The sequence below is a fragment of the Nocardia sp. NPDC050718 genome (genome assembly GCF_040654235.1).
Taxonomy (GTDB): Bacteria; Actinomycetota; Actinomycetes; order Mycobacteriales; family Mycobacteriaceae; genus Nocardia.
In genome coordinates, this window is record NZ_JBFAHQ010000008.1 from 22,735 (window position 1) to 46,450 (window position 23,716).

General features: G+C 69.8%; 21 protein-coding genes and 2 tRNA genes. 17 read left to right on the top strand and 6 right to left on the bottom strand.

From position 1 onward, the window contains the following. Positions 1-23: 23 nt before the first annotated feature. Complete coding sequence (argS, locus tag AB0H54_RS28640) at positions 24-1,685, bottom strand: arginine--tRNA ligase (RefSeq protein ID WP_357349494.1); 1,662 nt, start codon at positions 1,683-1,685, stop codon at positions 24-26. A gap of 89 nt (positions 1,686-1,774) precedes the next feature. Between argS and AB0H54_RS28645 the strand changes: the two genes are divergently transcribed. From AB0H54_RS28645 to AB0H54_RS28675, 7 genes are all read left to right on the top strand, one after another. After that, positions 1,775-2,674: a DUF3105 domain-containing protein gene (locus tag AB0H54_RS28645; RefSeq protein WP_357349496.1), complete on the top strand. Its 900-nt coding sequence runs from the start codon at positions 1,775-1,777 to the stop codon at positions 2,672-2,674. Then, positions 2,674-3,411 carry a DUF305 domain-containing protein gene (locus tag AB0H54_RS28650; RefSeq protein ID WP_357349498.1) on the top strand — a complete coding sequence of 246 codons (738 nt, stop codon included), beginning with the start codon at positions 2,674-2,676 and terminating at the stop codon, positions 3,409-3,411. Before AB0H54_RS28645 ends, AB0H54_RS28650 begins: the two co-directional genes overlap by 1 nt. Before the next feature lie 112 nt (positions 3,412-3,523). Further along, positions 3,524-3,596: transfer RNA gene (locus AB0H54_RS28655), tRNA-Arg, on the top strand. 110 nt (positions 3,597-3,706) lie between these two features. Further along, positions 3,707-4,321, top strand: a complete 615-nt coding sequence (locus AB0H54_RS28660) for a hypothetical protein (protein ID WP_357349500.1) — start codon at positions 3,707-3,709, stop codon at positions 4,319-4,321. Positions 4,322-4,413: 92 nt separating this feature from the next. Further along, on the top strand, positions 4,414-5,436 hold the full coding sequence (locus AB0H54_RS28665; RefSeq protein ID WP_357349501.1) for an iron ABC transporter substrate-binding protein: 1,023 nt from the start codon (positions 4,414-4,416) through the stop codon (positions 5,434-5,436). Between the two features lie 51 nt (positions 5,437-5,487). Further along, a complete protein-coding gene (locus tag AB0H54_RS28670) occupies positions 5,488-6,993 on the top strand; it encodes an iron ABC transporter permease (protein ID WP_357349732.1) in 1,506 nt (501 codons plus the stop codon). Positions 6,994-7,051: 58 nt separating this feature from the next. Further along, positions 7,052-8,110, top strand: a complete 1,059-nt coding sequence (locus AB0H54_RS28675) for an ABC transporter ATP-binding protein (protein ID WP_357349503.1) — start codon at positions 7,052-7,054, stop codon at positions 8,108-8,110. A gap of 39 nt (positions 8,111-8,149) precedes the next feature. Here the strand turns inward: AB0H54_RS28675 and AB0H54_RS28680 are convergent. Further along, a tRNA-Cys gene (locus AB0H54_RS28680) sits at positions 8,150-8,221 on the bottom strand. Between the two features lie 117 nt (positions 8,222-8,338). Here AB0H54_RS28680 and AB0H54_RS28685 point away from each other — a divergent pair. After that, complete coding sequence (locus AB0H54_RS28685; protein ID WP_355284606.1) at positions 8,339-8,926, top strand: MarR family transcriptional regulator; 588 nt, start codon at positions 8,339-8,341, stop codon at positions 8,924-8,926. A 25-nt stretch (positions 8,927-8,951) separates the two neighbouring features. Then, entirely contained in the window at positions 8,952-10,016 is a 1,065-nt protein-coding gene (locus AB0H54_RS28690) for a hypothetical protein (protein ID WP_357349505.1), read from the top strand. Here the strand turns inward: AB0H54_RS28690 and AB0H54_RS28695 are convergent. After that, positions 10,013-10,807 carry an enoyl-CoA hydratase gene (locus AB0H54_RS28695; protein ID WP_355283512.1) on the bottom strand — a complete coding sequence of 265 codons (795 nt, stop codon included), beginning with the start codon at positions 10,805-10,807 and terminating at the stop codon, positions 10,013-10,015. The two genes, AB0H54_RS28690 and AB0H54_RS28695, sit on opposite strands and share 4 nt — an antisense overlap. Before the next feature lie 140 nt (positions 10,808-10,947). On the opposite strand from AB0H54_RS28695, the gene AB0H54_RS28700 reads away from it, so the two are divergent. After that, positions 10,948-11,499 carry a hypothetical protein gene (locus tag AB0H54_RS28700; protein ID WP_357349507.1) on the top strand — a complete coding sequence of 184 codons (552 nt, stop codon included), beginning with the start codon at positions 10,948-10,950 and terminating at the stop codon, positions 11,497-11,499. Here AB0H54_RS28700 and AB0H54_RS28705 read toward each other — a convergent pair whose 3' ends face one another. Beyond that, positions 11,500-12,456: a DUF2157 domain-containing protein gene (locus AB0H54_RS28705; protein WP_357349509.1), complete on the bottom strand. Its 957-nt coding sequence runs from the start codon at positions 12,454-12,456 to the stop codon at positions 11,500-11,502. A 135-nt stretch (positions 12,457-12,591) separates the two neighbouring features. Between AB0H54_RS28705 and icmF the strand changes: the two genes are divergently transcribed. The 3 genes from icmF to AB0H54_RS28720 all read left to right on the top strand — a co-directional run bounded on the left by icmF (position 12,592) and on the right by AB0H54_RS28720 (position 17,424). Then, positions 12,592-15,813, top strand: a complete 3,222-nt coding sequence (gene icmF / locus AB0H54_RS28710) for a fused isobutyryl-CoA mutase/GTPase IcmF (RefSeq protein ID WP_357349511.1) — start codon at positions 12,592-12,594, stop codon at positions 15,811-15,813. An 80-nt stretch (positions 15,814-15,893) separates the two neighbouring features. After that, a complete protein-coding gene (locus AB0H54_RS28715; protein WP_357349513.1) occupies positions 15,894-16,982 on the top strand; it encodes an amidohydrolase family protein in 1,089 nt (362 codons plus the stop codon). Positions 16,983-17,016: 34 nt separating this feature from the next. Further along, on the top strand, positions 17,017-17,424 hold the full coding sequence (locus tag AB0H54_RS28720; protein ID WP_357349515.1) for a DUF3224 domain-containing protein: 408 nt from the start codon (positions 17,017-17,019) through the stop codon (positions 17,422-17,424). A 1-nt stretch (position 17,425) separates the two neighbouring features. Here AB0H54_RS28720 and AB0H54_RS28725 read toward each other — a convergent pair whose 3' ends face one another. Together AB0H54_RS28725 and AB0H54_RS28730 are read right to left on the bottom strand one after the other, a co-directional pair. Beyond that, on the bottom strand, positions 17,426-18,175 hold the full coding sequence (locus AB0H54_RS28725; protein WP_357349517.1) for an SWIM zinc finger family protein: 750 nt from the start codon (positions 18,173-18,175) through the stop codon (positions 17,426-17,428). Then, positions 18,175-20,988: a DEAD/DEAH box helicase gene (locus AB0H54_RS28730; protein WP_357349518.1), complete on the bottom strand. Its 2,814-nt coding sequence runs from the start codon at positions 20,986-20,988 to the stop codon at positions 18,175-18,177. The genes AB0H54_RS28725 and AB0H54_RS28730 overlap by 1 nt, the downstream gene beginning before the upstream one ends. A gap of 201 nt (positions 20,989-21,189) precedes the next feature. On the opposite strand from AB0H54_RS28730, the gene AB0H54_RS28735 reads away from it, so the two are divergent. The 4 genes from AB0H54_RS28735 (at position 21,190) to AB0H54_RS28750 (ending at position 23,586) form a co-directional block, all read left to right on the top strand. Beyond that, positions 21,190-21,552, top strand: a complete 363-nt coding sequence (locus tag AB0H54_RS28735; protein WP_355283490.1) for a hypothetical protein — start codon at positions 21,190-21,192, stop codon at positions 21,550-21,552. Positions 21,553-21,894: 342 nt separating this feature from the next. After that, complete coding sequence (locus AB0H54_RS28740) at positions 21,895-22,245, top strand: hypothetical protein (RefSeq protein ID WP_357349520.1); 351 nt, start codon at positions 21,895-21,897, stop codon at positions 22,243-22,245. Continuing rightward, complete coding sequence (locus tag AB0H54_RS28745; RefSeq protein ID WP_357349522.1) at positions 22,238-22,603, top strand: hypothetical protein; 366 nt, start codon at positions 22,238-22,240, stop codon at positions 22,601-22,603. Before AB0H54_RS28740 ends, AB0H54_RS28745 begins: the two co-directional genes overlap by 8 nt. A gap of 296 nt (positions 22,604-22,899) precedes the next feature. Beyond that, complete coding sequence (locus tag AB0H54_RS28750; protein WP_357349525.1) at positions 22,900-23,586, top strand: HNH endonuclease family protein; 687 nt, start codon at positions 22,900-22,902, stop codon at positions 23,584-23,586. Positions 23,587-23,716: the final 130 nt, after the last annotated feature.

Consider the following 23,716-nt stretch of genomic DNA (forward strand, 5'->3'; position numbering starts at 1 on the left):
CTTCCTGAAAAGCTTGCCGGTGGTCACATGCGCTCCGGTGCGCTGACGCCGAGCAGGGCCAGGCCGTTGGCCAGCACCTGACGGGTGGCCTTGACCAGTTCGAGCCGGGCGGCATTGAGGGGGGTGACGGCGTCGTCGCCCTTGGGCAGCACGCGCATGTCGTCGTCGGACTGGAACGGGTGGTAGACCCCGGCCAGTTCCTCGAGGTAGCGGGCGACGCGGTGCGGTTCGCGGGTCTCCGCCGCGGTGGCGACCACGCGCGGGAAATCACCGAGGGTGCGGATCAGATCGCCCTCGCGAGCCGAGGTCATCAGCGCGAAATCCGGTGCGATGGTGGCGAACTCGGGGTACTTCGCGGCGTTGCCGAGAATGCTGTTGGTCCGCGAGTGCGCGTACTGCACGTAGTAGACCGGGTTCTCGCTGCTGGCCTTGGTCCACAGGTCGAGGTCGATGTCGATGCTCGAGTTCACCGAGGAGCGCACCAGCGAGTAGCGGGCGGCGTCGACGCCGATCTGCTCGACCAGGTCGTTGAGCGTCACCACGGTGCCCGCCCGCTTGCTCATCTTCACGGCCTGGCCGTCCCTGACCAGGTTCACCATCTGCCCGATCAGCACCTCGACGGTGTCGGGGTTGTCGCCGAACGCGGCCGCGGCGGCCTTCAACCGGCCGATGTAGCCGTGGTGGTCGGCGCCGAGCATGTAGATGGCCAGGTCGAAGCCACGCGCGCGCTTGTTCTGGAAGTAGGCGATGTCACCGGCGATGTAGGCGGCGTTGCCGTCGCTCTTGAGGACGACGCGGTCCTTGTCGTCGCCGTACTCGGTGGACGCGATCCACCAGGCGCCGTCCTTCTCGTACAGGTTGCCCGAGTTCTTGAGCTGCTCGACGGCGGACTCGACGGCACCGGAGGCGAACAGCTCGCTCTCGTTGAAGTACACGTCGAAGTCGGTGCCGAAGTCGTGCAGATCCTGCTTGATCTGGGCGAACATCTGCTGCACACCCTCGCGCCGGAACAGCTCGTGCCGCTCGTCGGCGGGCAGGGTGAGCGCCTCGGGGTGCGCGGCGACGATGCTCGCGCTGATCTCGGAGATGTACTCGCCCGCGTACCCGTCCTCGGGGGTCGGCTCGCCGAGCGCGGCCGCGACCAGCGACTTCGCGAAGCGGTCGATCTGCGCGCCGTGGTCGTTGAAGTAGTACTCCCTGGTCACGTCGGCGCCCTCGGCGGCCAGGATGCGGCCCAGCGCGTCACCGACCGAGGCCCAGCGGGTGCCACCGAGGTGCACGGGGCCGGTCGGGTTGGCGGAGACGAACTCGAGGTTGATCTTGGTGCCGGACAGCGCGGAGCCGGTGCCGAACGTCGCGCCCGCGGCCAGGATCTGCGCGACGATCGCGCCCTGCGCCGAGGCGGCGAGGCGGATGTTCAGGAAGCCGGGACCTGCGACGTCGGCCACATCGATGCTGTCGGTCGCCGAGAGCGCCTCGGCCAGCCAGCCCGCGAGTTCGCGCGGATTGGTTCCCACCCGCTTGGCCACCTGCATGGCCACATTCGTGGCATAGTCGCCGTGTTCGGGGTTGCGCGGACGCTCCACTGTGACCTGCTCGGGCAGGACCGACGAGTCCAGTCCGCGTTCGACAAGCACCTTCGCGGCGGTGGTGCGAAGGAGATCTGCAAGGTCAGCTGGAGTCACGAGTCTCTATCCTATTGGCTGGGCGCCTCGCAACCACGACCGCCCGGTACGAACGTCCCGATCCACACGTCGAAAGAGCACAACGAGCGATGCCGAGCAGGACCAGCGCCACATCAGCCAAGGCCGTCCGGGCCGCGGGGAAGTCGTCTCCGTCCCGCAAACCCGGCAAGGGCAACCTTCCGCACAAGAAGCGCGACGTGCCATGGGCCCTGCTGGGCGCCGGTGTCGCGATCGTCGCGCTGATCGGTCTGCTGGCCTACAGCCTGGTGCCCAAGTACCTCGACCAGGCCGCGATCCGGGAAGCCCAGACTGATCTCAAGGAATGGGTGCCCACCAAGGAGAACCAGGACCCGTCGGCGAAGATCAGCGGCGTCGTCAAGCAGGAGTACCCGGCCGGTCTGCACGTGACCGCCGCCCAGCGCGTCGCCTATGACAAGGCGCCCGCCTACGGCGGCCCGCACGACGGCGCGTGGGCCAACTGCACCGGCACCGTCTACGCCAAGCCGATCCGGATGGAGAACGCGGTCCACTCGCTCGAGCACGGCGCGGTCTGGATCGCCTACAACCCGGACAAGGTCGACGCGGCGGGCGTGGAGAAGCTGTCGAACTTCGTCAAGGGCCGGCAGTACTCGCTGATGTCGCCGTACCCCGGCCTCGACGCGCCGATCTCGCTGCAGTCGTGGGGCCACCAGCTCAAGCTCGACTCCGCCGACGACGCGCGGATCAAGCAGTTCATCTCCGCGCTGCGCGAGAACCCGTACGCCTACCCCGAGGTCGGCGCGAGCTGCTCGAACCCGATCTTCGACGCCAACAACCCGCCGCCGTTCGATCCGGCGCCGTACGGCCCCGAGGCCGTGCCGATGGACGGCAAGGGCCTGACCCAGGACCAGTCCGAGCTGGGCGCGGGCGCCGGCCTGCCCGGCGGCGCCGGTCTGCCGGGTCTGCCCGAGGGCTTCCCGATGCCGGGCACCCAGCCCGCGGGCCAGTAGTGGGTACCGACAGCGCGGTCGACCCCGACGACACCGCCACCGAGCCGGAGGACACCGCACCGGGCACCCGCCGCCCGGCCGGGGCGATCCTCGTGCTCGGCGCGATCGGCCTGCTGCTGCTCGGCGCCGTGGCGGGCGTGCTGTTGCGGATGCCGCTGAACGAGGCCGATACTCCGGCGCCGGGCCCTGTCGACGTGGGGTTCAGCCAGGACATGTCGGCCCATCACGCGCAGGCCGTCGACATGGCGGGCGCGGCGCTGATCGGCTCGACCGACAACGACGTGCGCAGGCTCGCCTACGACATCCTCACCACCCAGCAGAACCAGATCGGCCGCATGCAGGGCTGGTTGCAGCTGTGGGGCCAGCCGAACCAGAACGTGGACGGCTACATGGGCTGGATGACCGGGCACGGCGCGGGCGCGCACGGCCACGGCGGCGCGACCGCCACCGAGCACGCGATGTCGGGCCCGATGACGTCGATGCCCGGCATGGCCAGCCAGGAGGAGATGACCACGCTGCGGCAGTCCACCGGCGCCGCCATGGACACCCTGTTCCTGCAGCTCATGCTGCGCCACCACCAGGGCGGCGTGCCGATGCTCGACTACGCGGCCGAGCACGCCGACACCACCGAGGTGCGCACCCTGGCGGCCCAGATGTCGAAGACCCAGGCGGGTGAGTCCCAGCTGATGGAGAGCATGCTGGCCGCCCGCGGCGCCAGCCCGCTCCCGCTGAGCTGACCCGCGTGCCGGACCGGGTCAACCGCCCGGTCCGGCACCGTTTTTGGCGCACCGCACTCGATGCGATACGCTGTCGCTGCCCGATCGCCTCACCGCGACCGGCATCTATCCCGCCCTCGTAGCTCAGGGGATAGAGCGTCTGCCTCCGGAGCAGAAGGCCGCAGGTTCGAATCCTGCCGAGGGCACATTTCGAGGCCCCGTCCGTTCGGTCGGGGCCTCGTTCGTTTGAATCAGGTTGTTCACGCACGGTTCCACAGGTTTCGGGGCCTCGCCCCGATGACATCAGGAGCGAGGCTTGACGAATCCGCCAGAAGGACAGCAACCACCGTTCGGGCAGCAGCCGCCCGGAATGCCCTCGGGGCCGCCCGGATACCCGCACGCCGGGTTCGGGCCGGGACAGACACCACCACCGCCGCCGGGATCGCCGGATGTGTTCCCGCAGCAGCAGCCGCCGAAGAAGAGCCGGACCGGGTTGTTCATCGCGCTCGGCGTGGTCGCGCTGGTCGTGATCGGCGCGCTGATCACCGGGGTGGTGCTGACGGTGCAGGGGCGCACACCGCTGGCCTCGGACGAGAAGAAGATCGAGGTCGCGATCCGCGATTTCTACGACACCCTCGACTCGGACGGTTTCATCGCGGCCGCGGCGCTGGCCTGCGCGGCCGATCGGTCCGAGATCGACAACCTGTCCCCCGAGCAGCGCCAGCAGTTCGATTCAGCGACGGTCTCGGTGACCATCGACAAGGTCGAGGACATCGTCATCACCGGCGATACCGCCAAGGCGACGGTGGTCGGCAAGCTGACGCTCTCGGTCGCGGGCGAGGAGCCCAACACCGAGGACAGCACCGAGGAGCACCTGAAGAAGGAAGACGGCACCTGGAAGATCTGCTCGGCGCCCGCCACCAAACACTGACCGAACGGTAACCCGATCCGCGCACGTCAGGCGGGGTATCTTCCTTAGGTAAGCCTCATCACAGGATGGGGATCCTGTGTGGAAGGACGCCGATGACGTCGCGAAGTTGGAAACCCCTGGCCGGGCTGATGGCGATCGCGGTGGCGGCGCTCGGTGTCAGCGCGTGCTCGTCCTCCTCGGGCGACGCCGACGAGATCACCGTCTACAACGCCCAGCACGAGTCCCTCACCAAGGAGTGGGCCGCGGCGTTCACCGCGGAGACCGGGATCAAGGTCGTCCTGCGGCAGGGTGGCGACACCGCCCTCGGCAACCAGCTGGTCGCCGAGGGCGCCAACTCCCCCGCCGACGCCTTCCTCACCGAGAACTCCCCGGCCATGGCACTCGTCGAGAACGCGGGCCTGTTCGCCGACGTCGACAAGGCCACGCTGGACCAGGTGCCTGACCGGTATCGCCCGTCGACGGGCAAGTGGACCGGCGTCGCGGCCCGCGCCACGGTGTTCGTCTACAACAAGGACAAGCTGCCCACCGCGGGCCTGCCCGCCTCGCTGCTCGACCTGGCGCAGCCGCAGTGGAAGGGCCGCTGGGGCGCGGGCACCTCGGGCGCCGATTTCCAGGCGATCGTCGCGGGCCTGCTCGCACTGAAGGGCGAGGACGTCACCCGCTCCTGGCTGCAGGGCATGAAGGCCAACGCGACCTCGCTGCAGAACAATGTCGCGACCATGAAGGCGGTGAACTCGGGCAACCCCGAGGGCGGCGTGATCTACCACTACTACTGGTACCGCGACCAGGCCAACACCAAGGAGGGCAGCGCCGATACCGCGCTGCACTACTTCAAGAACCAGGATCCCGGCGCCTTCGTCAGCGTGTCCGGCGGCGGCGTGCTGAAGTCGAGCGAGAAGCAGGAGGCCGCGCAGAAGTTCCTGGCCTACATCACCGGCAAGCGGGGCCAGGAGATCCTGCGCGACGGCACCTCGATGGAGTACCCGGTGGCGAGCGATGTCGCCGCCAACCCCGCGCTGCCGCCGCTGGCCGACCTGCAGGCGCCCGCGATCGATCCGAGCAAGCTCGATTCGAAGAAGGTCACCCAGCTGATGACCGAGGCGGGACTGCTGTAGGTGGCCCTGCGGACCGCATCGACGACAACACCCCGGGTCGGCAGGCCCGGGGTGTTCGTCACGCTCGTCGCGCTGGCGCTGACGGCGGCGACGTTCATCCCGCTGGGCTACATCGTCTCGGTGCTGTTCGACACCGGCCTGCGCGCGGCCGCCGAGCTGGTGTTCCGGCCCCGGGTCGGCGAATTGCTCACCAACACCATCGCTTTGGTGGTGTGGACGGTGCCGGTGTGTGTGGCGCTCGGGGTCGGGCTGGCCTGGCTGGTCGAGCGCACCGATGTACCGGGCCGGGCGTGGTGGGGTCCGGTGCTGGTCGCGCCGCTGGCGGTGCCCGCGTTCGTCAACAGCTACGGCTGGGTGAGTGTGTTCCCGTCGATGTACGGACTGTCGGCGGCGGTCGTCGTCGCCACGATGTCGTACTTCCCGCTGGTGTACCTGCCCGTGGCGGCCACGCTGCGCAGGCTCGATCCGGCGATCGAGGAGTCGGCGCGCGCGCTCGGATCCGGTCCGGTGGAGGTGTTCTGGCGCATCGTCGTCCCGCAGTTGCGGTTGGCGATCCTGGGCGGCGCGCTCCTGATCGGCCTGCATCTGCTCGCCGAGTACGGCGCGTTCGTGATGCTGCGGTACGACACGTTCACCACCGCGATCTTCGAGCAGTACCAGAGCAGTTTCGCCGGACCGGCGGGCAGCATGCTGGCCGGTGTGCTCGTCCTGTGCTGTCTGGCCCTGCTCGGCGGCGAGGCGCTGCTGCGTGGCAACGCGCGCTACGCCCGGCTCGGCGGCGGCGCCCAGCGCGCGGCGCGCCCGATCATGTTGGGCTGGTGGCGGATTCCGCTGTTCGGCGCGCTGGTCGCGGTGGTCGTCGGCGCGCTGGGCGTGCCGCTGTGGACGATCGGGCGCTGGCTGTGGCTTGGCGGCGCGGCGGTGTGGGATACCGAGGTGATCGGGCGGGCGCTGGGCCAGACCATCGGCCTGGCCGCGGCCGCCGCGCTGATCACCACGCTGTGCGCGTTTCCCGTCGCGTGGATCGCGGTGCGTTCGACCAGCCGGTTCGCCCGGGTGATCGAGGGCGCGAACTACATAACCAGCTCGCTGCCCGGGATCGTGATCGCGCTCGCGCTGGTGACGGTCACCATCCGCTGGGCCCCGCCGCTCTATCAGACGGTGACGCTGGTGGTCATCGCCTACGCGCTGATGTTCCTGCCCCGCGCACTGGTGAGCGTGCGGGCCGGGCTGGCGCAGGTGCCGGTCGGGCTGGAGGAGGTGTCGCGCTCGCTGGGCGAGTCGGCCTCGGCCACGTTCTTCCGGGTGACCCTGCGGATGACCGCGCCCGCCGCCGCCTCGGCCGCGGCACTGGTGTTCGTCGCCGTGTCCACCGAGCTCACCGCGACACTCTTGCTGGCGCCCAACGGGACTCGCACGCTGGCCATGCAGTTCTGGGGCCTGTCGGGCGAACTCGACTACGCAGCCGCCGCACCGTACGCGCTGATCATGATCGTCGCGGCGATCCCGGTGACCTATGTGCTGTTCACCCAGTCCAGAAAGGCGGCCGGGGTATGAGCGAGGCGGCAGCGTGCGTGACCACGGAGGGCGCCCGCGCAGACCGAAAGGACACAGCATGAGTCGGCTTCTCGTGCAGGCGGTGTCGAAGACGTTCGGGCCGACCCGGGTGCTCGACCACATCGATCTCGACGTCCCCGACGGCACCGCCGCGGCGGTCGTCGGCGCGTCGGGCTGCGGCAAGACGACCCTGCTCCGGGTGATCGCGGGCTTCGAGGCACCCGATACCGGCACCGTGCGACTCGGCACGGAAACCGTTGTGCGCCAGGATGTTTTCCTGCCACCGCAGCGCAGGCGGATCGGCTACGTCGCGCAGGACGGTGCGCTGTTCCCGCATCTGAGCGTCGCCGACAACATCGCCTACGGCCTGCACACCGGCTGGCGCGGCCTGGGCGAGCGACTGCGCCGCCACCGCGACCGCGACCGCGTGGCCGAGCTGCTGGCGATGGTGTCGCTGGACCCCGGTTACGCCGATCGCACACCGCATCAGCTCTCCGGCGGTCAGCAGCAGCGGGTGGCGCTGGCCAGGGCGCTGGCCCGCAAGCCCGATCTGATGCTGCTCGACGAGCCCTTCAGCGCCCTCGACACCGGCCTGCGCGCCACCACCCGGCAGACGGTCGCCGACACCCTGCGCGCCGCGGGCATGACCAGCATCCTGGTCACCCACGATCAGGAGGAAGCCCTCAGCTTCGCCGCGCAGGTGGCGGTCATGCGCGAGGGCCGGTTCACCCAGGTGGGCCCGCCCGAGCAGGTCTATCACCACCCGGCCGACCTGTTCACCGCCCGCTTCCTCGGCGACTGCATTCTGCTCGACGCGCTCTGCGAGGCCGATGTCGCCAAATCCGCGCTCGGCCCGGTTCCGGTCCAGCGCGACGCCCCCACCGGCGAGACCACCATGATGCTGCGGCCCGAGCAGCTCACCGCGGAGGTCGTCACCGCCGAGCACAGCGGGACGGTGGCCGAGGTCGACTTCCGCGGGCCCGATGTCCTGCTGACCATCGACCTCGTCGAGGGCGCGGGCACCGTCACGGTCCGTCGCACCGGCATCGCGGCACCGGCGCGCGGTGATCGCGTCCGCCTGACCGTGCGGGGCACCGGGACGGCCTACGCGAAATAGGCGCCCCACCCGGGTGGGTGGAGCGCCTGTTCCGATCAGAGCGAGCGGCGGGAATTGAACCCGCGTAAACGGCTTTGCAGACCGTTGCCTCAACCACTCAGCCACGCCCGCCTCGTCCTAGAGAGTGCCCGGTTCGACCGATGTTGCCCAGAGTTACGCTCGCCGTGAGCGAAATGCCGTCGCGCCGACTGGGCGGCAGCGACCTGGCCCTATGCGATGATCAATGCCATGTCTCGGCCACGACCGCTTCCGCATGACCCGATCGCCGAAGCGCACCGGCAATGGACCGGGCACGGCTGGGGCGCGGTGGCCGACGGAATGGCCGCGGTGACATCGCTGGTGCGGGCGCAGCAGATCGTCATGGCCAGGGTCGACGAGGCGCTGAAACCCTCGGGCCTGACCTTCTCCCGCTACGAACTGCTGCAACTGCTCAGTTTCAGCAAGACCGGCGCGCTGCCCATGGCCAAGGCCAGCGCGCGTCTGCAGGTGCATCCGACCAGCGTGACCAATACCGTGGACCGGCTCGAGGCGGCCGGCCTGGTGGTCCGGGTGCCGCATCCGAGCGACCGGCGCGCGACGCTGATCGAAATCACCGACGCGGGAAGGACATCGGTGGCCGAGGCGACCGCGGCCCTCAACGCCCAGGTGTTCGCCGAGCCCGGCCTGCCGCCGGACCGGATCCGCGCCCTGCTGACCCTGCTCGCCGAGTTCCGGCACGAGGCGGGCGACTACGAGGTTCCCGACACAGAAAACCTCGCATTCCACGCGACCTGGCAACCGACCGGCGAATCACCGGCCGACCCGCTTGGCAGCTAGCGGAAATTGGTCCACGATGTAGCCCATGGTGCTGGTCCTGGGGGTATCGGCGGGTGCGGGTGGTGCCCGCGCCGTGCTGACCCACTCCGATCAGCCGCATCTGCCCCCGGTGGACCGGCTCCGGCTACCGCGCAGGGCGGGCGGCTCGGTCGACGAGGCGGTGTTGTCGGTGATCCGCCGGATGCGGATCGCGGCACTGGCGCGCGACGAGTGTGTCACCGCGACGGCGGTCACCTGCCGCAGCGAGTCGCACGCCGACGCGATCCGGGCGGCGATCGGTAGGTCCGAGGTCGGCATCGTCGACGAACCGCTGGCGCAGCTGCGCTATCTGCGCTTCACCGGGATGCTGCCCGACTGCGATTCGGTGATCCTCTACGACCTGGGCTGCTCGGGTCTCACTGTCACCCATGCCGATTGCCGCACCGACACGATCCTGGCGAGCAGGCGCAGCACGGTCCTCAGCGGCGACGGTTACGACGCGCTGTTGCGCTGGCAGCTCGCCCGCGGCGGCGTGCTGGCCGACGCGCGCACCACCAGGGCGCATCGCGAGTCGCTGAGCCGGGCCAGGGTGGTGACGGCGACCGACGCGGACACCGGCGGTCGCGCCGTGGTGACCCGCAGCGACCTGGCCGAGCTGTGCGAGGCGGGGCTGCATCATTCGGCGTCGTTCGTGCGTCAGCTGGTCGAGGAGACGGGCGTGCGGCCGGGCGCGCTGGTGCTGCTCGGCGGGTGCACCCGCAATCCCTCGCTGCGCGCCGATCTGGCCCAGCGGATCGGGCTGCCGATCGTCTACGACCCCGAGCCGGACTATGTCTCCGCGCGCGGTGCGGTCCTGCTGGCCGCGCAGCGCCCACCGGCTCGCCTGCGCATGCCGCGCCTGCGGGCGGGCAGCGCGGTGGTCACGCGCGAGACCCGCCCCCGGCCGGGCAGGCGAAAACTCATCGCCGCGATGGCGGTGACGGCCACGCTCGGCGGCACGGTCGCCGGCCTGCTCGGCACCGACGACCCGTCGGCGCGGTCCCCCGAACCGGGAACCGCGCCGACGACTGCCCAGCTCACCGACGATTCGCTGCGGCTGAAACAGAACTAGCTGTTGGTGAAGTTCGGCGCGCGCTTCTCGACGAAGGCGGCCATGCCTTCCTTCTGATCGTCGGTGGCGAACAGCGAGTGGAACACCCGGCGCTCGAACAGCACACCCTCGGTCAGGGTGGTCTCGAAGGCCCGGTTGACGGCCTCCTTGGCGATCATCGCGACCGGCAGCGACATCGAGGCGATGGTCTGGGCGGTCTCGAGCGCGGCGTCGAGCAGCTGGTCGGCGGGCACGATCCGGGACACCAGCCCGGCGCGCTCGGCTTCCTCGACGCCGAGGGTGCGGCCGGTCAGGATGAGATCCATGGCCTTGGCCTTGCCGACCGCGCGGGTCAGCCGCTGCGAGCCGCCGATGCCGGGGATCACGCCGAGCTTGATCTCGGGCTGACCGAACTTGGCGGTGTCGGCGGCGATCAGGATGTCGCACAGCATCGCCAGCTCACAGCCGCCGCCGAGGGCGAAGCCCGCGACCGCCGCGATGGTCGGCTTGCGGAAGTTCGCCAGTCGATCCCAGCCCGCGAAGGCGTTGGCGGAGAACATGTCCATGTAGGACTTGTCGGCCATCTCCTTGATGTCGGCGCCCGCCGCGAAGGCCTTCTCCGAGCCGGTGATGACAACCGCGCCGATGGAGTCGTCGTTCTCCAGCTCGTCGAGCGCGGCGATGACGTCCTCGAGGACCTGCGCGTTGAGAGCGTTGAGCGCCTTGGGCCGGTTCAGCGTGATCCAGCCGACCGCGCCCTTGCCCTCGCCGCCGCCCTTGCGCTCCAGCAGAATCGTCTCGAAATCGGTCACCAGGCACCCTCTTGTTCTTCAGTGGTCACGGATGGTGCAGACGATACCGAGCCCGGCCGCCCCTCGGCCACGCGGGCAAACCGGCTAGTAGGCGTGGCGGAATGCCCGGTGTGCCCGAGCCGCTGAGGCACAATCGGGGCATGGCCACCGACCAATTCGCGCGGATCACCCGGCTGCGCGCGCTGATCGAGCACGAGAACACCGGCGTGGACGAGCGGGCGACGGCCCAGCGCATGCTCGACCGGATTCTGCGGAAGTCCCACGGCGACACCGTCGCCGCCGCGGCGCCGGATCGCGTGTACGGCGCCAGGCACCACCGGCCGGGCAGGCACGCGAGCACCGCCTCGATCGTCGAGTCGGTCCGCGACGACATCGCCTTCGCCCGGACCTTCGCCGTGGTCGGCGGGCCGGGCGAGCTGACGGTGCACAGCCCGCTCGCGGCCGCGCCCGCCGAGCTCACGGTGGCGGTGAGCACGCCGTTCGCCGATCAGATCGTCGTCACCATCGCCGATATCCCGCCCGCGTGGGGCTGGGAGTCCGACGAGTTCGACCGCACCACCGCGACCGCGGATCTGCGCCGCCTCGCCGACGAGCTGGCCGAGATCATCGACAGCTACAACCACAACGGCGCCGACGTGGGCCCGCGGTTCTTCCGCACGATCCGCGCGCAGGAGACCACGCTGATCCGCTGATCAGTCCGGCTGCCCCGGCCCGGCGAGCAGCACGATCAAGCCGACGGTGAGCACGACCGCGCCGATCGCCAGCACCACACTGGCGACGACCGGACCGCCGTCGGTCCGCTCGGCCACCGTCTGTCCCACCGCGATCGCCACCGCCGCCGCCCCGCCGAGCACCAGGACCGGTTCTCGCCGCGCCGCGTACAGCACCAGAAAAGCCACCCCGACCAGGGCGGTCAGCGCGGGCCGCCACAGCGATTCGCCGGGTGTCACCGATTGCGCCCCGCCCACCATGATCAGTCCGCCGATCAGGTACCCGGCCCAGTCGGCGACGAACAGCCGCGTCCAGGCCAACCCGATCCACAGCGCGCCGAACAGCATCAGCAGCACGCCCGGCCACGCGGACCGGTAGTCGAACACCGCCGAGGTGGTGGTCACCGCGCTCGCGACGCCGAATCCGCCCATCGCGACCATCCCGAGCACGGTCGGCACCAGCAGATACCCGAGCACCGCGACGAGTAACCCCGCGACCGCGGCCGCGATCTCGGCCTCGTCGCCGAAGGCCGTGACCACCGCACCGCAGACCATGCCGGCGGCCAGCACCAGCAGTACCGCCGCGAGTCGGCTGCGCCCCGCCGACGCGATCGGCACCCGCCGGAAGATCCCGTCGCACCCACCGGCCAGCAGGACCGCACCGGTAATCGCACACCCGGCCACGACCAGCAGCAACACCACCCGTCCGGTCTGCGCCACGTCCGACCACGCCCGCCCGAGGAACAGCACCACCCCGGCCGCCACCAGGCCCGCGCCCAGATACGCGACGATCTCGGCGATCATCCGGCCCGCGCTCGCCCGGCCCGCCCGGTCCTCGGCATCAACCGCCCGCAGCACCGCACCGCGCTGGTCGCCGCTGATCACGCCCGCCGCCACCAGCCGCTCCAGCGCCACACCCACCCTGTGTTCGCGAACCATCCGTCGAGTATGTCGACCGGGGTATGCGATTCGGCCGAATCCCGCGCGCCGCGTTTCGCGCCGGAGTGACGCAGTTCATACTACAATTAGTTGGACGTCCTAGTATTGGTCGTACTATCTGCTGCGGAGGCAGTCATGAGCGAGTCCAGCGCCCTGCATGTGCCGGTCCATCCCGTGCGATTCGTGACCTCGGCGGCCCTGTTCGACGGGCACGACGCCGCGATCAACATCATGCGGCGCATCCTGCAGGCCCAAGGCGCCGAGGTGATCCATCTCGGCCACAACCGGTCGGTGCGCGAGATCGTCGACGCGGTGCTCGAGGAGGACGTGCAGGGCGTCGCGGTCAGCTCCTATCAGGGCGGGCACATCGAATTCTTCGAGTACCTGGCCACGGCGCTGCGCGAAGCGGGCGCGGGCGACGTGCGGATCTTCGGCGGTGGCGGCGGCGTGATCGTCGCCGAGGAGATCGAGCGACTGGCGCGCGCCGGGGTGCGGATCTTCTCTCCCGAGGACGGCCAGCGCCTCGGCCTGCCCGGCATGATCAACGAACTCGTCCGGGAGTGCGACGTCGACCTGGCCGCCACCCCGCCCGACCTCGACGTCCTCTACACCGGCGACCGGAACGCCCTGGCGCGCACCATCACCTGCCTCCAGCAGGGCGCGCTGCCCGCCGCTGACCGGACCGCGATCCTGGCCGCGGCGGCCAAGCGCCGGGTACCGGTGCTCGGCATCACCGGCACCGGCGGCTCCGGAAAGTCCTCGCTCACCGACGAATTGGTGCGCAGGCTGCGCACCGATCAGCAGGACAAGCTGCGCATCGCGGTCCTCGCGGTGGACCCGACCCGGCGCCGGGCGGGCGGCGCGCTGCTCGGCGACCGCATCCGGATGAACGCGCTCGACGGCGACCACGTGTACTTCCGGTCGCTGGCCACCCGGGGCAATCACGAACTGCCCGACGACATCGACACCATGATCGCCGCCTGCCGCGCCGCGGGCCACGACCTGGTGATCCTGGAGACCCCCGGCATCGGCCAGGGCGACGCGGGCATCGTCGACCACGTCGACGTGGCGCTGTACGTGATGACGCCGGAGTTCGGCGCGGCCTCCCAGCTCGAGAAGATCGACATGCTCGACTACGCCGACGTGGTCGCGGTCAACAAGTACGAGCGCCGTGGCGCGGCGGACGCGGTCCGCGATGTCGCGCGCCAATTGATCCGCAACCGTGGCGAATTCGGCGCGCAGCCGGCCGACATGCCGGTCTACGGCACCAGCGCGGCCACCTTCGACGACGACGGCGTCACCGCCCTCTACCAGCACCTGACCGGGCTCCTCGGCGCGCGCGGGCTACCGCTCGAACAGGGCGCGCTCCCCCGGGTCGACACCTTGGTCTCGACCCGGTTCGCCCAGCTGGTGCCCCCGTCCCGGGTCCGCTACCTGGCCGAGATCGCCGAGACCGTGCGCTCCTACCACGCCGACACCGCCGCGGAAGTCGCTGCGGCCCAGCGTGTTCAGCGGCTGCGGCTGGTGCACGAGGAACTGCCCGGCGACGCCGCCGTCGCCGACCTGCTGACCGCCGCGCGCGACACCCTCTCCCCCGCGTCGACCGCGCTGCTGGCCGAATGGCCCACCGTCACCGCGAGTTACGCGGGTGCGGAACAGATCGTGCGGGTCCGCGATCGCGAGATCCGCACCCCGCTGCGGCGGGAATCCCTGTCCGGCTCCAGCATTCCGCGCGTCGCCCTGCCGCGCTACACCGACGACGGCGAACTGCTGCGCTTCCTGCGCGCGGAGAACCTGCCGGGCCGGTTCCCGTTCACCGCCGGGGTCTTCCCGTTCAAGCGGGACAACGAGGACCCGGCCAGGATGTTCGCCGGGGAGGGCGATCCGGCGCGGACCAACCGGCGGTTCAAGGTGCTCAGCGCGCACGCCGAGGCGACCAGGCTGTCCACCGCGTTCGACTCGGTCACCCTCTACGGCCACGATCCGGCCGAGCGTCCCGACATCTACGGCAAGGTCGGCACCTCGGGTGTCTCGGTGGCCACCATCGAGGACATGCGCACGCTGTTCGACGGTTTCGACCTGTGCGCGCCGACGACCTCGGTGTCGATGACCATCAACGGACCGGCCCCGACCATCCTCGCGTTCTTCCTCAACACCGCGATCGACCAGGCGCTGGACCGGTTCACCGAGGCCGAGGGGCGCGCGCCGACCCCGGACGAGGCGGCCGAGGTCAGGGCGCGCACGCTCGCGACCGTGCGCGGCACCGTGCAGGCCGACATCCTCAAGGAGGACCAGGGGCAGAACACCTGCCTGTTCTCCACCGAGTTCAGCCTGCGGATGATGACCGACGTGCAGGAATGGTTCGTGCGCAACGATGTGCGCAATTTCTATTCGGTGTCGATCTCCGGATATCACATCGCCGAGGCCGGGGCGAACCCGATCAGCCAGCTCGCCTTCACGCTGGCCAACGGCTTCACCTATGTGGAGACCTACCTCGCGCGCGGGCTGGCGATCGACGACTTCGCGCCGAATCTGTCGTTCTTCTTCTCCAACGGCATGGACCCCGAATACACCGTGATCGGCCGGGTCGCCCGGCGGATCTGGGCGGTCGCGATGCGCGACCGGTACGGCGCGGGCGAACGCGCGCAGAAACTGAAGTATCACGTGCAGACCTCGGGGCGTTCGCTGCACGCGCAGGAAATGCAGTTCAACGACATCCGGACCACGCTGCAGGCGCTGATCGCGGTCTACGACAATTGCAACAGCCTGCACACCAATGCCTTCGACGAGGCGGTGACGACTCCCACCGAGGATTCGGTGCGGCGCGCGCTGGCCATCCAGCTCATCATCGCCAAGGAATGGGGGCTGGCGGTCAACGAGAATCCGCTCCAGGGCAGTTTCGTCGTCGACGAGCTCACCGATCTGGTCGAGGAGGCGGTGCTGCTGGAATTCGAGCGGATCAGTGAACGCGGCGGGGTGCTCGGCGCGATGGAGACCGGGTACCAGCGCGGTCGCATCCAGGACGAGTCGATGCGCTACGAACAGCGCAAACACGACGGGTCCCTGCCGATCGTCGGGGTGAACACCTTCCGTGGGCACGACGACGAGGCCGCGCACGGGCCGCTGGAACTGGCCCGCGGCACCGAGCAGGAGCGCCGTTCCCAGCTGGACCGGCTGCACACATTCGTCGACGAGAACGCCGAACGATCCCATCGCGCGCTGGCCAGGTTGGCCGAGGTCGCCCATACCGACGGCAATATCTTCGAGGTACTGATGGACGCGGCGCGGGTGTGCACCCTACAGCAAGTCACCGATGCTTTCTTCGCTGTCGGTGGTCAGTATCGACGGACCGTCTGAAGCGATCGCCGCGAGCACGAATCCGTACACACCCGGCGCGCGCGTGTGACAATTGCCGCCAGCACCAGCCAGCGGCGGCGATGGGACGTACAGCAATGGACCTGACCGACCTCGACATCATCGATGCGCACATCCATCAATGGGATCCGAGAGCGACGCCGCGCGAATTCAGCAAGCTCGCCACCCTGCTGCGCTACCTGCCGCTGCCGATCGATATCGCGGCGAAGCTGGCGCCGCGGCGCGACCGCGAATTCGTCGGCGATCCCACCGCCTACACCGGCCCGTATCTGCCCGCCGACTATCGCGACGACCTGGGGAAAACAGCGGTCCGCGGCATCGGGCACTGCGAAGTGGAATGGACCGGCTGGAAGCCCGACGAGACCCGCTGGGTGGCGAGCCTGCCGTTCGGCGTCGACACCCCGTCCCTGACCGCCATCATCGGGGCGGCCGATCCCGCCGCCGCGGACTTCGGCGCGGTGCTCGACGCGCACCAGTCGGCCTCGCCGCTGCTGCGCGGGATCAGGTCCATGGTCGCCCACCACCCCGATCCGGGCGTGAAGTCGTTCGCGCCGACCGACGGTCACCTGACCTCCCCCGGCTTCCTGAACGGCTTCGGCCTGCTCGCCGAGCGCGGCCTGTCCTTCGACGCCTGGGTGTACTCCGGGCAGCTGGCCGAGGTGACCGCGCTGGCCGAGCGCTTCCCCGAGGTCACGATCGTGCTCGACCACCTGGGGACGCCCGCGGGCATCTTCGGCCCGGTCGGCAAGGACACCGGGCATACCGCCGCCCAGCGCGCCGCGCTGTTCGACCGCTGGCGCGACGACCTCACCGATCTGGCCGCCCAGCCCAATGTGGTGACCAAGATCAGTGGCCTGATGATGCCGGTCCTCGGACACCCGGTGCCTCCGCGCGGCGTCCCGACGCCGGTGCCCACCCTGATCGACCGGGTTCGCCCGATGCTCACCCACGCGCTGACGGTGTTCGGCGCGAACCGGCTGATCTGGGGCTCGAACTTCCCGGTCGACAAGCCGATCACCAGCCTCACCGGCGCGGTCGAGACCGTCGCGGGCGTACTCACCGAGGCCGGGGTGGGCGCCGAGGACCTGCGGAAGGTGTTCGGCGGCAATGCGGTCCGGATCTACCGCATCGACACGGCGGCGACGGAGTGACGGCCGTGTCGGTGGCCCGGTTTAGCATCGCCGCATGAAGGCAACCGGCACGTTCGAAGTCACCGCGTTCGACCCCACCGACCTGCGGCCGCAGCCGCCCATCGACACCGGGCTGCCGGTCGGCGTCACCCTGATGACGAAGGTCTACGCCGGCGAGATCACCGGCACCTCGGCGACGCTGTTCACCGCGGCGTTCGACATGTCTACCGGCGCGGGCACCTACATCGCCATGGAGTCCTTCGAGGGTGCTCTGGCAGGCAGGTCCGGCGCGTTCAACTTCGTCCACTCCGCCACCACCGGCGGCACCGATCGCACCGACGAGTTCTTCCACATCGTCCCCGCCAGCGGCACCGGCGACCTCGCCGGCATCACCGGCACCGGCGCCCTCTACGTCGACGCCACCGGCGGCCACCACATCTGGTTCGACTACGAGCTGCCCTGACTCAGCTGTCGAATTCCTGGTACAGCGAACGCAATTCGCGCAGGCCGGTCGCCGCGGTCTGTTCGTCCTCGGTGGACATGCGCAGGGCGCGCCGCAGCGGGATCGGGTCGAGATCCTCGATGACGGCGTGGAATTCGACGCGGGGCAGTTCGGGGAGGTGCAGATCGTCGCCGTAGGGGTCGTCGGATTCGTCGGTGCGGGCGGACTTCTCGACGCCGCCGATGAGGGTGTCGAGGTCGAGGCCGCGCAGGGTGAGGATCTCGCCGGGTTGCTCGTCGAGGCGCTCGGCGAGCAGGTAGCAGACCGCGGCGACGTGCTTGCACGGCCAGCCCATGTCCGGGCAGCTACAGGAGAAGTCGAGCTCGGACGCCGTGGTGGGCAGCAGGTGCGGGCCGAGCGCGGGCGGCAGTGCGCCGGAGGCGATCTCGGCGAGCATGCCGGGCGCCGCCCTGATCTCGGCGAGCAGCAGGTCGATCTCCTCCGCGCGCAGCGGCCGCATCGCCAGGACCGAGGTGAACGGGCTCGGCTGGCTGCCCTGCACCTCGGCGGTGACGGCACCGCGTTCGATCCGGTAGTTCACCACCTGGCCGACCCTGGCGTAGGTGCGCCCGCGCGAGAGCCTGCCCGCGTCGGCCACCTGCTCCACCGCGTCCAACAGGGAGCGGCCCCACCAGGTCCGGCCGAAGCCGCCGCGCGCCGCGGCACCACCGGTGACCGGCCTGCGCGGCCCGAACTGACTGAAATCGGCCACTAGTCGCCCACCGCCTCGGCGCCGAGGGTGAACAGTTCGCGCAGTTCGTCGGTGCTCAGTTCGGTGATCCAGTTCTCGCCCGCGCCGACGGCGAGCTCGGCCAATTGCTTCTTCCCGCTGATCATCTCGTCGATCCGCTCCTCGATGGTGTCCACGCAGACCAGCTTGCGGACTTGCACCGCGCGCTGCTGGCCGATCCGGAACGCCCGGTCGGTGGCCTGGTTCTCCACCGCCGGATTCCACCAGCGGTCCAGGTGGATCACGTGATTGGCGGCGGTGAGGTTGAGCCCGGTGCCGCCCGCCTTGAGCGAGAGCAGCATCAGCGGCGGGCCGTGCTCGGTCTGGAACCCGGTCACCATCTCATCGCGACCCTTCTTGGACACCCCGCCGTGCAGGAACGGGATGGGGGTGCCGAAGCGCTCGGTGAGGAACGGCAGCACCAGGTCGCCGAACTCGCGGAACTGGGTGAACAGCAGGGCCTTCTCGCCGTCGGCGACGACGGCGTCGAGCACGTCCTCGACCAGGGCGAGCTTGCCGGAGCGGTGGCTGCCGCGGCGCAGGATCGGCGAGCCGTCGCCGAGGAAGTGCGCGGGGTGATTGCAGACCTGTTTGAGCCGGGTCAGCGCGCCGAGCACCGCGCCCTTGCGCGCCATGCCCTTCGCGTCCTTCAGTTTGGCCAGCATGTCGTCGACGACGGCCTGGTAGAGCGCGGCCTGCTCGACGGTGAGGTTGGCCCGCACCGTCATCTCCAGCTTCTCCGGCAGATCGCTGATGACGGCCGGATCGGTCTTGAGCCTGCGCAGCACGAACGGGTCGGTGATCAGCCGCAACCGGTCGACGGCCTGCTGATCGCGTTCGCGTTCGATCGGCACGGCGAACTTGGCCCGGAACGACTGCGGGCTCCCGAGCAGTTTCGGCATGGCGAAGTCGAACAGCGCGCGCAGTTCCTCCAGGCGGTTCTCCACGGGCGTTCCGGTGAGCGCCAGCCGGTGTCGCGCCGGCAGTGCGCGCGCCGCGCGCGACTGGCGGGTGGCGGCGTTCTTGATGTGCTGGGCCTCGTCGAGCACGATCCGCTCCCACCGCTGCTCGCTGAGCAGGGTCGCGTCGCGGGCCAGCAGGGCGTAGGTCGTCACCACCAGGTCCGCGTCGGCCACCGCTGAGGCGAAGGCCGTGCCGGTGAGCCTGCCCGGTCCGTGGTGGACGAGCACCCGCAGGTCGGGGGTGAATCGCTGGGCCTCGCGCTGCCAGTTGCCGACCACCGACATCGGGCAGACCAGCAGGGTGGGGCCGACTGCAGCGGGACCGGCGTCGACCGTGCTCGTCTCGCGTTCGTGCGCGAGCAATGCCAGTACCTGCACCGTCTTGCCCAGGCCCATGTCGTCGGCCAGGATCGCACCGCAGCTGAGCCTGCTCATCGTGGCCAGCCAGCTCAGGCCGCGTTCCTGATAGGGCCGCAGCTCGGCTTTCAGACCGACCGGCACCGGCACCGGCTCGGGTTCGCCCTCCCTGGCGAACAACTCGGCCGCCCAGCCGACGGCGGTGATCTCGGTGACCGGCACATCGTCGACGCGTTCGGCGGCCAGTTCGCCGATCATGTCGGCCAGCGTGATCGGTGTGTCGTCGGCGTGCAGCGCGACGTAGCGGGCGGCCGCGGCGAGCACCCGGTGGTCGGCCTGCACCCACTCCCCGCGCAGCTGCACGAGGTCGGACTTGCTGCGGATCAGCCGTTCCATCTCGGCCTTGGTGAGCACAAGGTCGCCGAGCGCCAGTTCCCAACGGTAGGACAGCAATCCGCTCAGGCCGACGGTGGTCTCGGCGGCGGCCGGACTGCTCACCCGCAGCCGCATGCTCGGTTCGGCGATGTTCCAGGCGCGCGGCAGCAGCAGGCGGATACCGGCCTCCTGCAGGGCGTGCGCGCCGTGCGCGACCAGGTCGGCGACGACGGCGGTGGGCAGCAGCAGGTCGAGCCCGCGCGGGTCGGTGGGCAGGTCGCGCAGGCGTGGATACGCCTTGCGGGCGTGGCCGAGTTTCTCCGCCGCGGTCCGGACGAGAACCGGATCATCATCGAGGACAACGGGTTTGGGCGCGTCGTCGACCGGGCGCAGGCAGACCTGCAACCGCCACAGCGCCACCGATTCGTCGACGGCGCCGAACTCGCCGTCGGGTTCGCACAGGCGCAGGACCAGTTCCGGTTCGTCGGCGGCGTAGCCCGCCCGCCACTGGTCCAGCGTCTCCGCCAGCCGGTAGGAGCCCGTCTCGAGCGGGGTGTCACCGACCAGGGCCTGCAGCAGCGGGTGCGTGAGCGTGCGGTGGGCGAGGTATTCGCGCGCGATCGGGTCGGTGAGCTCGGTGACCAGGTCCTCCAGCACCGCCGACGGCGACCCCGCCACGCGCAACGCGGCGGGCATCGCGGCGGCCAGCTCGGCCAGCCACGCCCGCTGCCGCTGCCCGCCGACCAGCCGCCAGCGCACCCACCACTGGCCGTCGGCCCGCTCGACCTGCGGCACCACCCGGCCCGCCCGCACCCACCGCTCGACACCGCGGGCGACATGCCCGAGGAAGCGCAGATCGCCGGCGATGTGCTCGCGCCCGAGCCTGCTGCGCAGCACGACGGCCGCCGTCGGCGGCGCGAGCGCGTGCGCGCGCACCTCGGCGGTACCGGACTGCCCCGCGGCATCGACGACGAGCACCTCGGCGCGATGCCGGAACCTGGCGCGTTCGAGGATGTCGCCCAGCACCGAGCCGACCGCCACCGGCTCCCCGTCGTGCCACAGCAGCAGGCCCGACCCGGGGGACCACAGACCGTGCAGCATGGGCTCCATCCAAGCAGTCGGCACCGACAACCGGCGCGGCGCCTCCTCCCCCTGGATTTCTCGCCGATCCCGGAACATACTTGGATATCCCCTGGTCACGGGCCGGACCATCCACCGGCGACAACTGCATAACGACCCAGGCGAACCGGGCTCGCTCCGGCTCGGCCGATGAACCCCCTGTAATGCGTGTGGAGGGCAGTGATGACGATTCTGCTCCAGGTTCTCGAGCAGAGCTATACCCCGACAACCCCGTGGGAACGGCGCAAATTCACTTTCATCGACACCGGAAAGATCGTCGGCATGCGCCTGGACGGCCAATCCGGTGTGTGGCTCGACCTGTCCAGACCCGGCGAATCCCAGCGTCTGGCGCACACGGTCGATCCGCGCGAGTCGATCACCTTCCTGTTGACCGTGTTCGCCAAGATCGCCGAATGCGAGGACCGTGGCGGGTCCTGGCTGGTCGGCCACGACGGCACGCACGTGTCCTCGATCGCGGCGACGCGGTTCCCACCGAATTCCAGCGAAGTGGCCGCCGACGACATCCTCGCCCGCGCCTGGCTCTAGACCCCGCGCGGGTTGTTGTCGGTGCCTCCGACTACAACCTGCAGGTATGCGGACTCGGGCCTGGCTGCTGGTGCCCGCGGTCGCGGGCTGTGCCGTTCTCACCCCGGATGAACCGGCCACTCCGGCACCCGGCAGTCCAACGCGTGCCGAGGTGACGGCCCGCAAGAGTCCGAGTTGCCCGACCGACATCGGACCGCGCAGGAATATCGAATACCTGCGAGTGGGGGAATGCAATGTACGGGGAAATTCAAGAAGGCGAGAATGGACAAGCGCCGCCGATCAAGAGTTGCGACACTTCTATTCATCCAAATTTCCCGGTAGTCGAGCCGGGCGATCACCGAAGTGGACAAGACCCAGAATCCCGTCAAGGTCATCCTGTCCACCGACTGGGTCATCGTCGCCGGAATCTCGAACGATCATGTCCAATCGCTCGGCCGGTACAGCCTCGCCTCGACCACCGTGGTGGTCGACCAGCCAGGTGCGGCCGGATCACACCAGATCGAGCTGAAGCAGCAGTCCCCTATCTGCGATATCTACAATTTCCATACCGCCGCCGACTACGGCAACATGGCCCAGGCCGCCGTGAACACCATGGCGCCGAGCGAGGAACTCGGCCTTGCCAAGTCGTTCCTGGTCTACGGTTCCGGCGCGGTGCACTCCTGGTCGGGTTCGAATAGGTGGGGATATGACTGACAAGAACAGCGGGACGAATGATGCGCTGGTGCCGGCAACCTTCGGCGTCATCGCCGGCGGCATGCTGGCGGTGATCGCCTATTTCCCCCTGGTCGCGCTGCTGCAGAATGCCTTCGACGTCCCCGAGCTCACGGCGACTCCCAAGAAATACCGAGGCGACACGGAACCGATTTCGCCGTGGTATTGGGTGACATGGCTGGTACCGGTACTCATTGCGATTCCCGCCGGGTGGGCATTGTCCCGGTGGCGGCGCGTCCGGGTCTTCGCACTGGCAGCCACGGTGACGATCGTCCTCGGCGCTGCCGCGGTCGCCGCTGTCGTGATTTCTTTCGAGATCAACGGATTCGCGCCCGACTGACCTGACCGGAGTAGCCGGGTCAGAGTGGCCGCGGTCCCCAGACCCGAACCCAGCGTGCTGAGGGCGCTGGTGTCCTTCTGATGGTCGCCGGACAGTGTGGTTTGCAGCTTCTGGATCGGCAGAACCAATCCCGGTAACCAACGAATCCAACTCGGCCACAATATATTTCAACACAACACTACAACTACGACATCGCCTCAGGAGAACGCCGTTACAGTACGAGCCGATGGGCGGCACCGCCCGGACCAGACCCCGCGCGGGTTTGTTGTCGGTGCCTCCGACTACAACCTGCAGGTATGCGGACTCGGGTGTGGCTGCTGGTAATGGTGCTCGCGGTCGCGGGCTGTGGCGTTCTCGCCCCGGATGAACCGGTCACCCCGGCACCCGGCAGTCCGACGCGTGCCGAGGTGACCGCCCTGCTCGACCAGGTGCGAGTGATCGCGGCCCGCCCGCGGCCCGGCGGCTACGAACGTGGTTGCAAGGCGGGTCAGGCGTGTGTGTTCGGCACCGCTTGGTCCGATGACACCGAGGCCCCCGGCGGCCACGACGGCTGCGATACGCGCAATAACGTCCTCGCCGCCCAGCTGCGGGAGGTGGTGCTGCGCGGTCGCTGTGTCGTCGTCGAGGGCGTCCTCAGTGATCCCTACACCGGCACCGATATCGCCTTCCGCAAGTCCGACGGCGGGCGCGTCCAGATCGACCACGTCTACCCCTTGGCCGCCGCCTGGGACATGGGCGCCGCCGCCTGGCCGCCCGCGCGGCGCCTGCGCTTCGCCAACGATCTGTCGGTGAACCTGCTGGCCACCGGCGCCGCCACCAACCAGTCCAAGGGTGACGACACCCCGGCCGACTGGCTGCCCCCGGCCCGCGCCAACCACTGCTTCTACGCCGCCAAGTACCTCACGGTTGCCGTCGATTACGACCTCCCGATCACCGCCGCCGACAACGCCGCCCTCCACGACATCGCCCGTGGGTGCCCTTAGGACCGAGTGGTCGGCGCCGGACGAGTCGGCATCCGCTGCCGAGTCGGCACGCCGTCACCGACCGCGACGCCCGGTTCGATCGCCCCGCCGGGTCAGCGCTGCGTACCGGGTCAGCGCCGGCTCAGTCAGC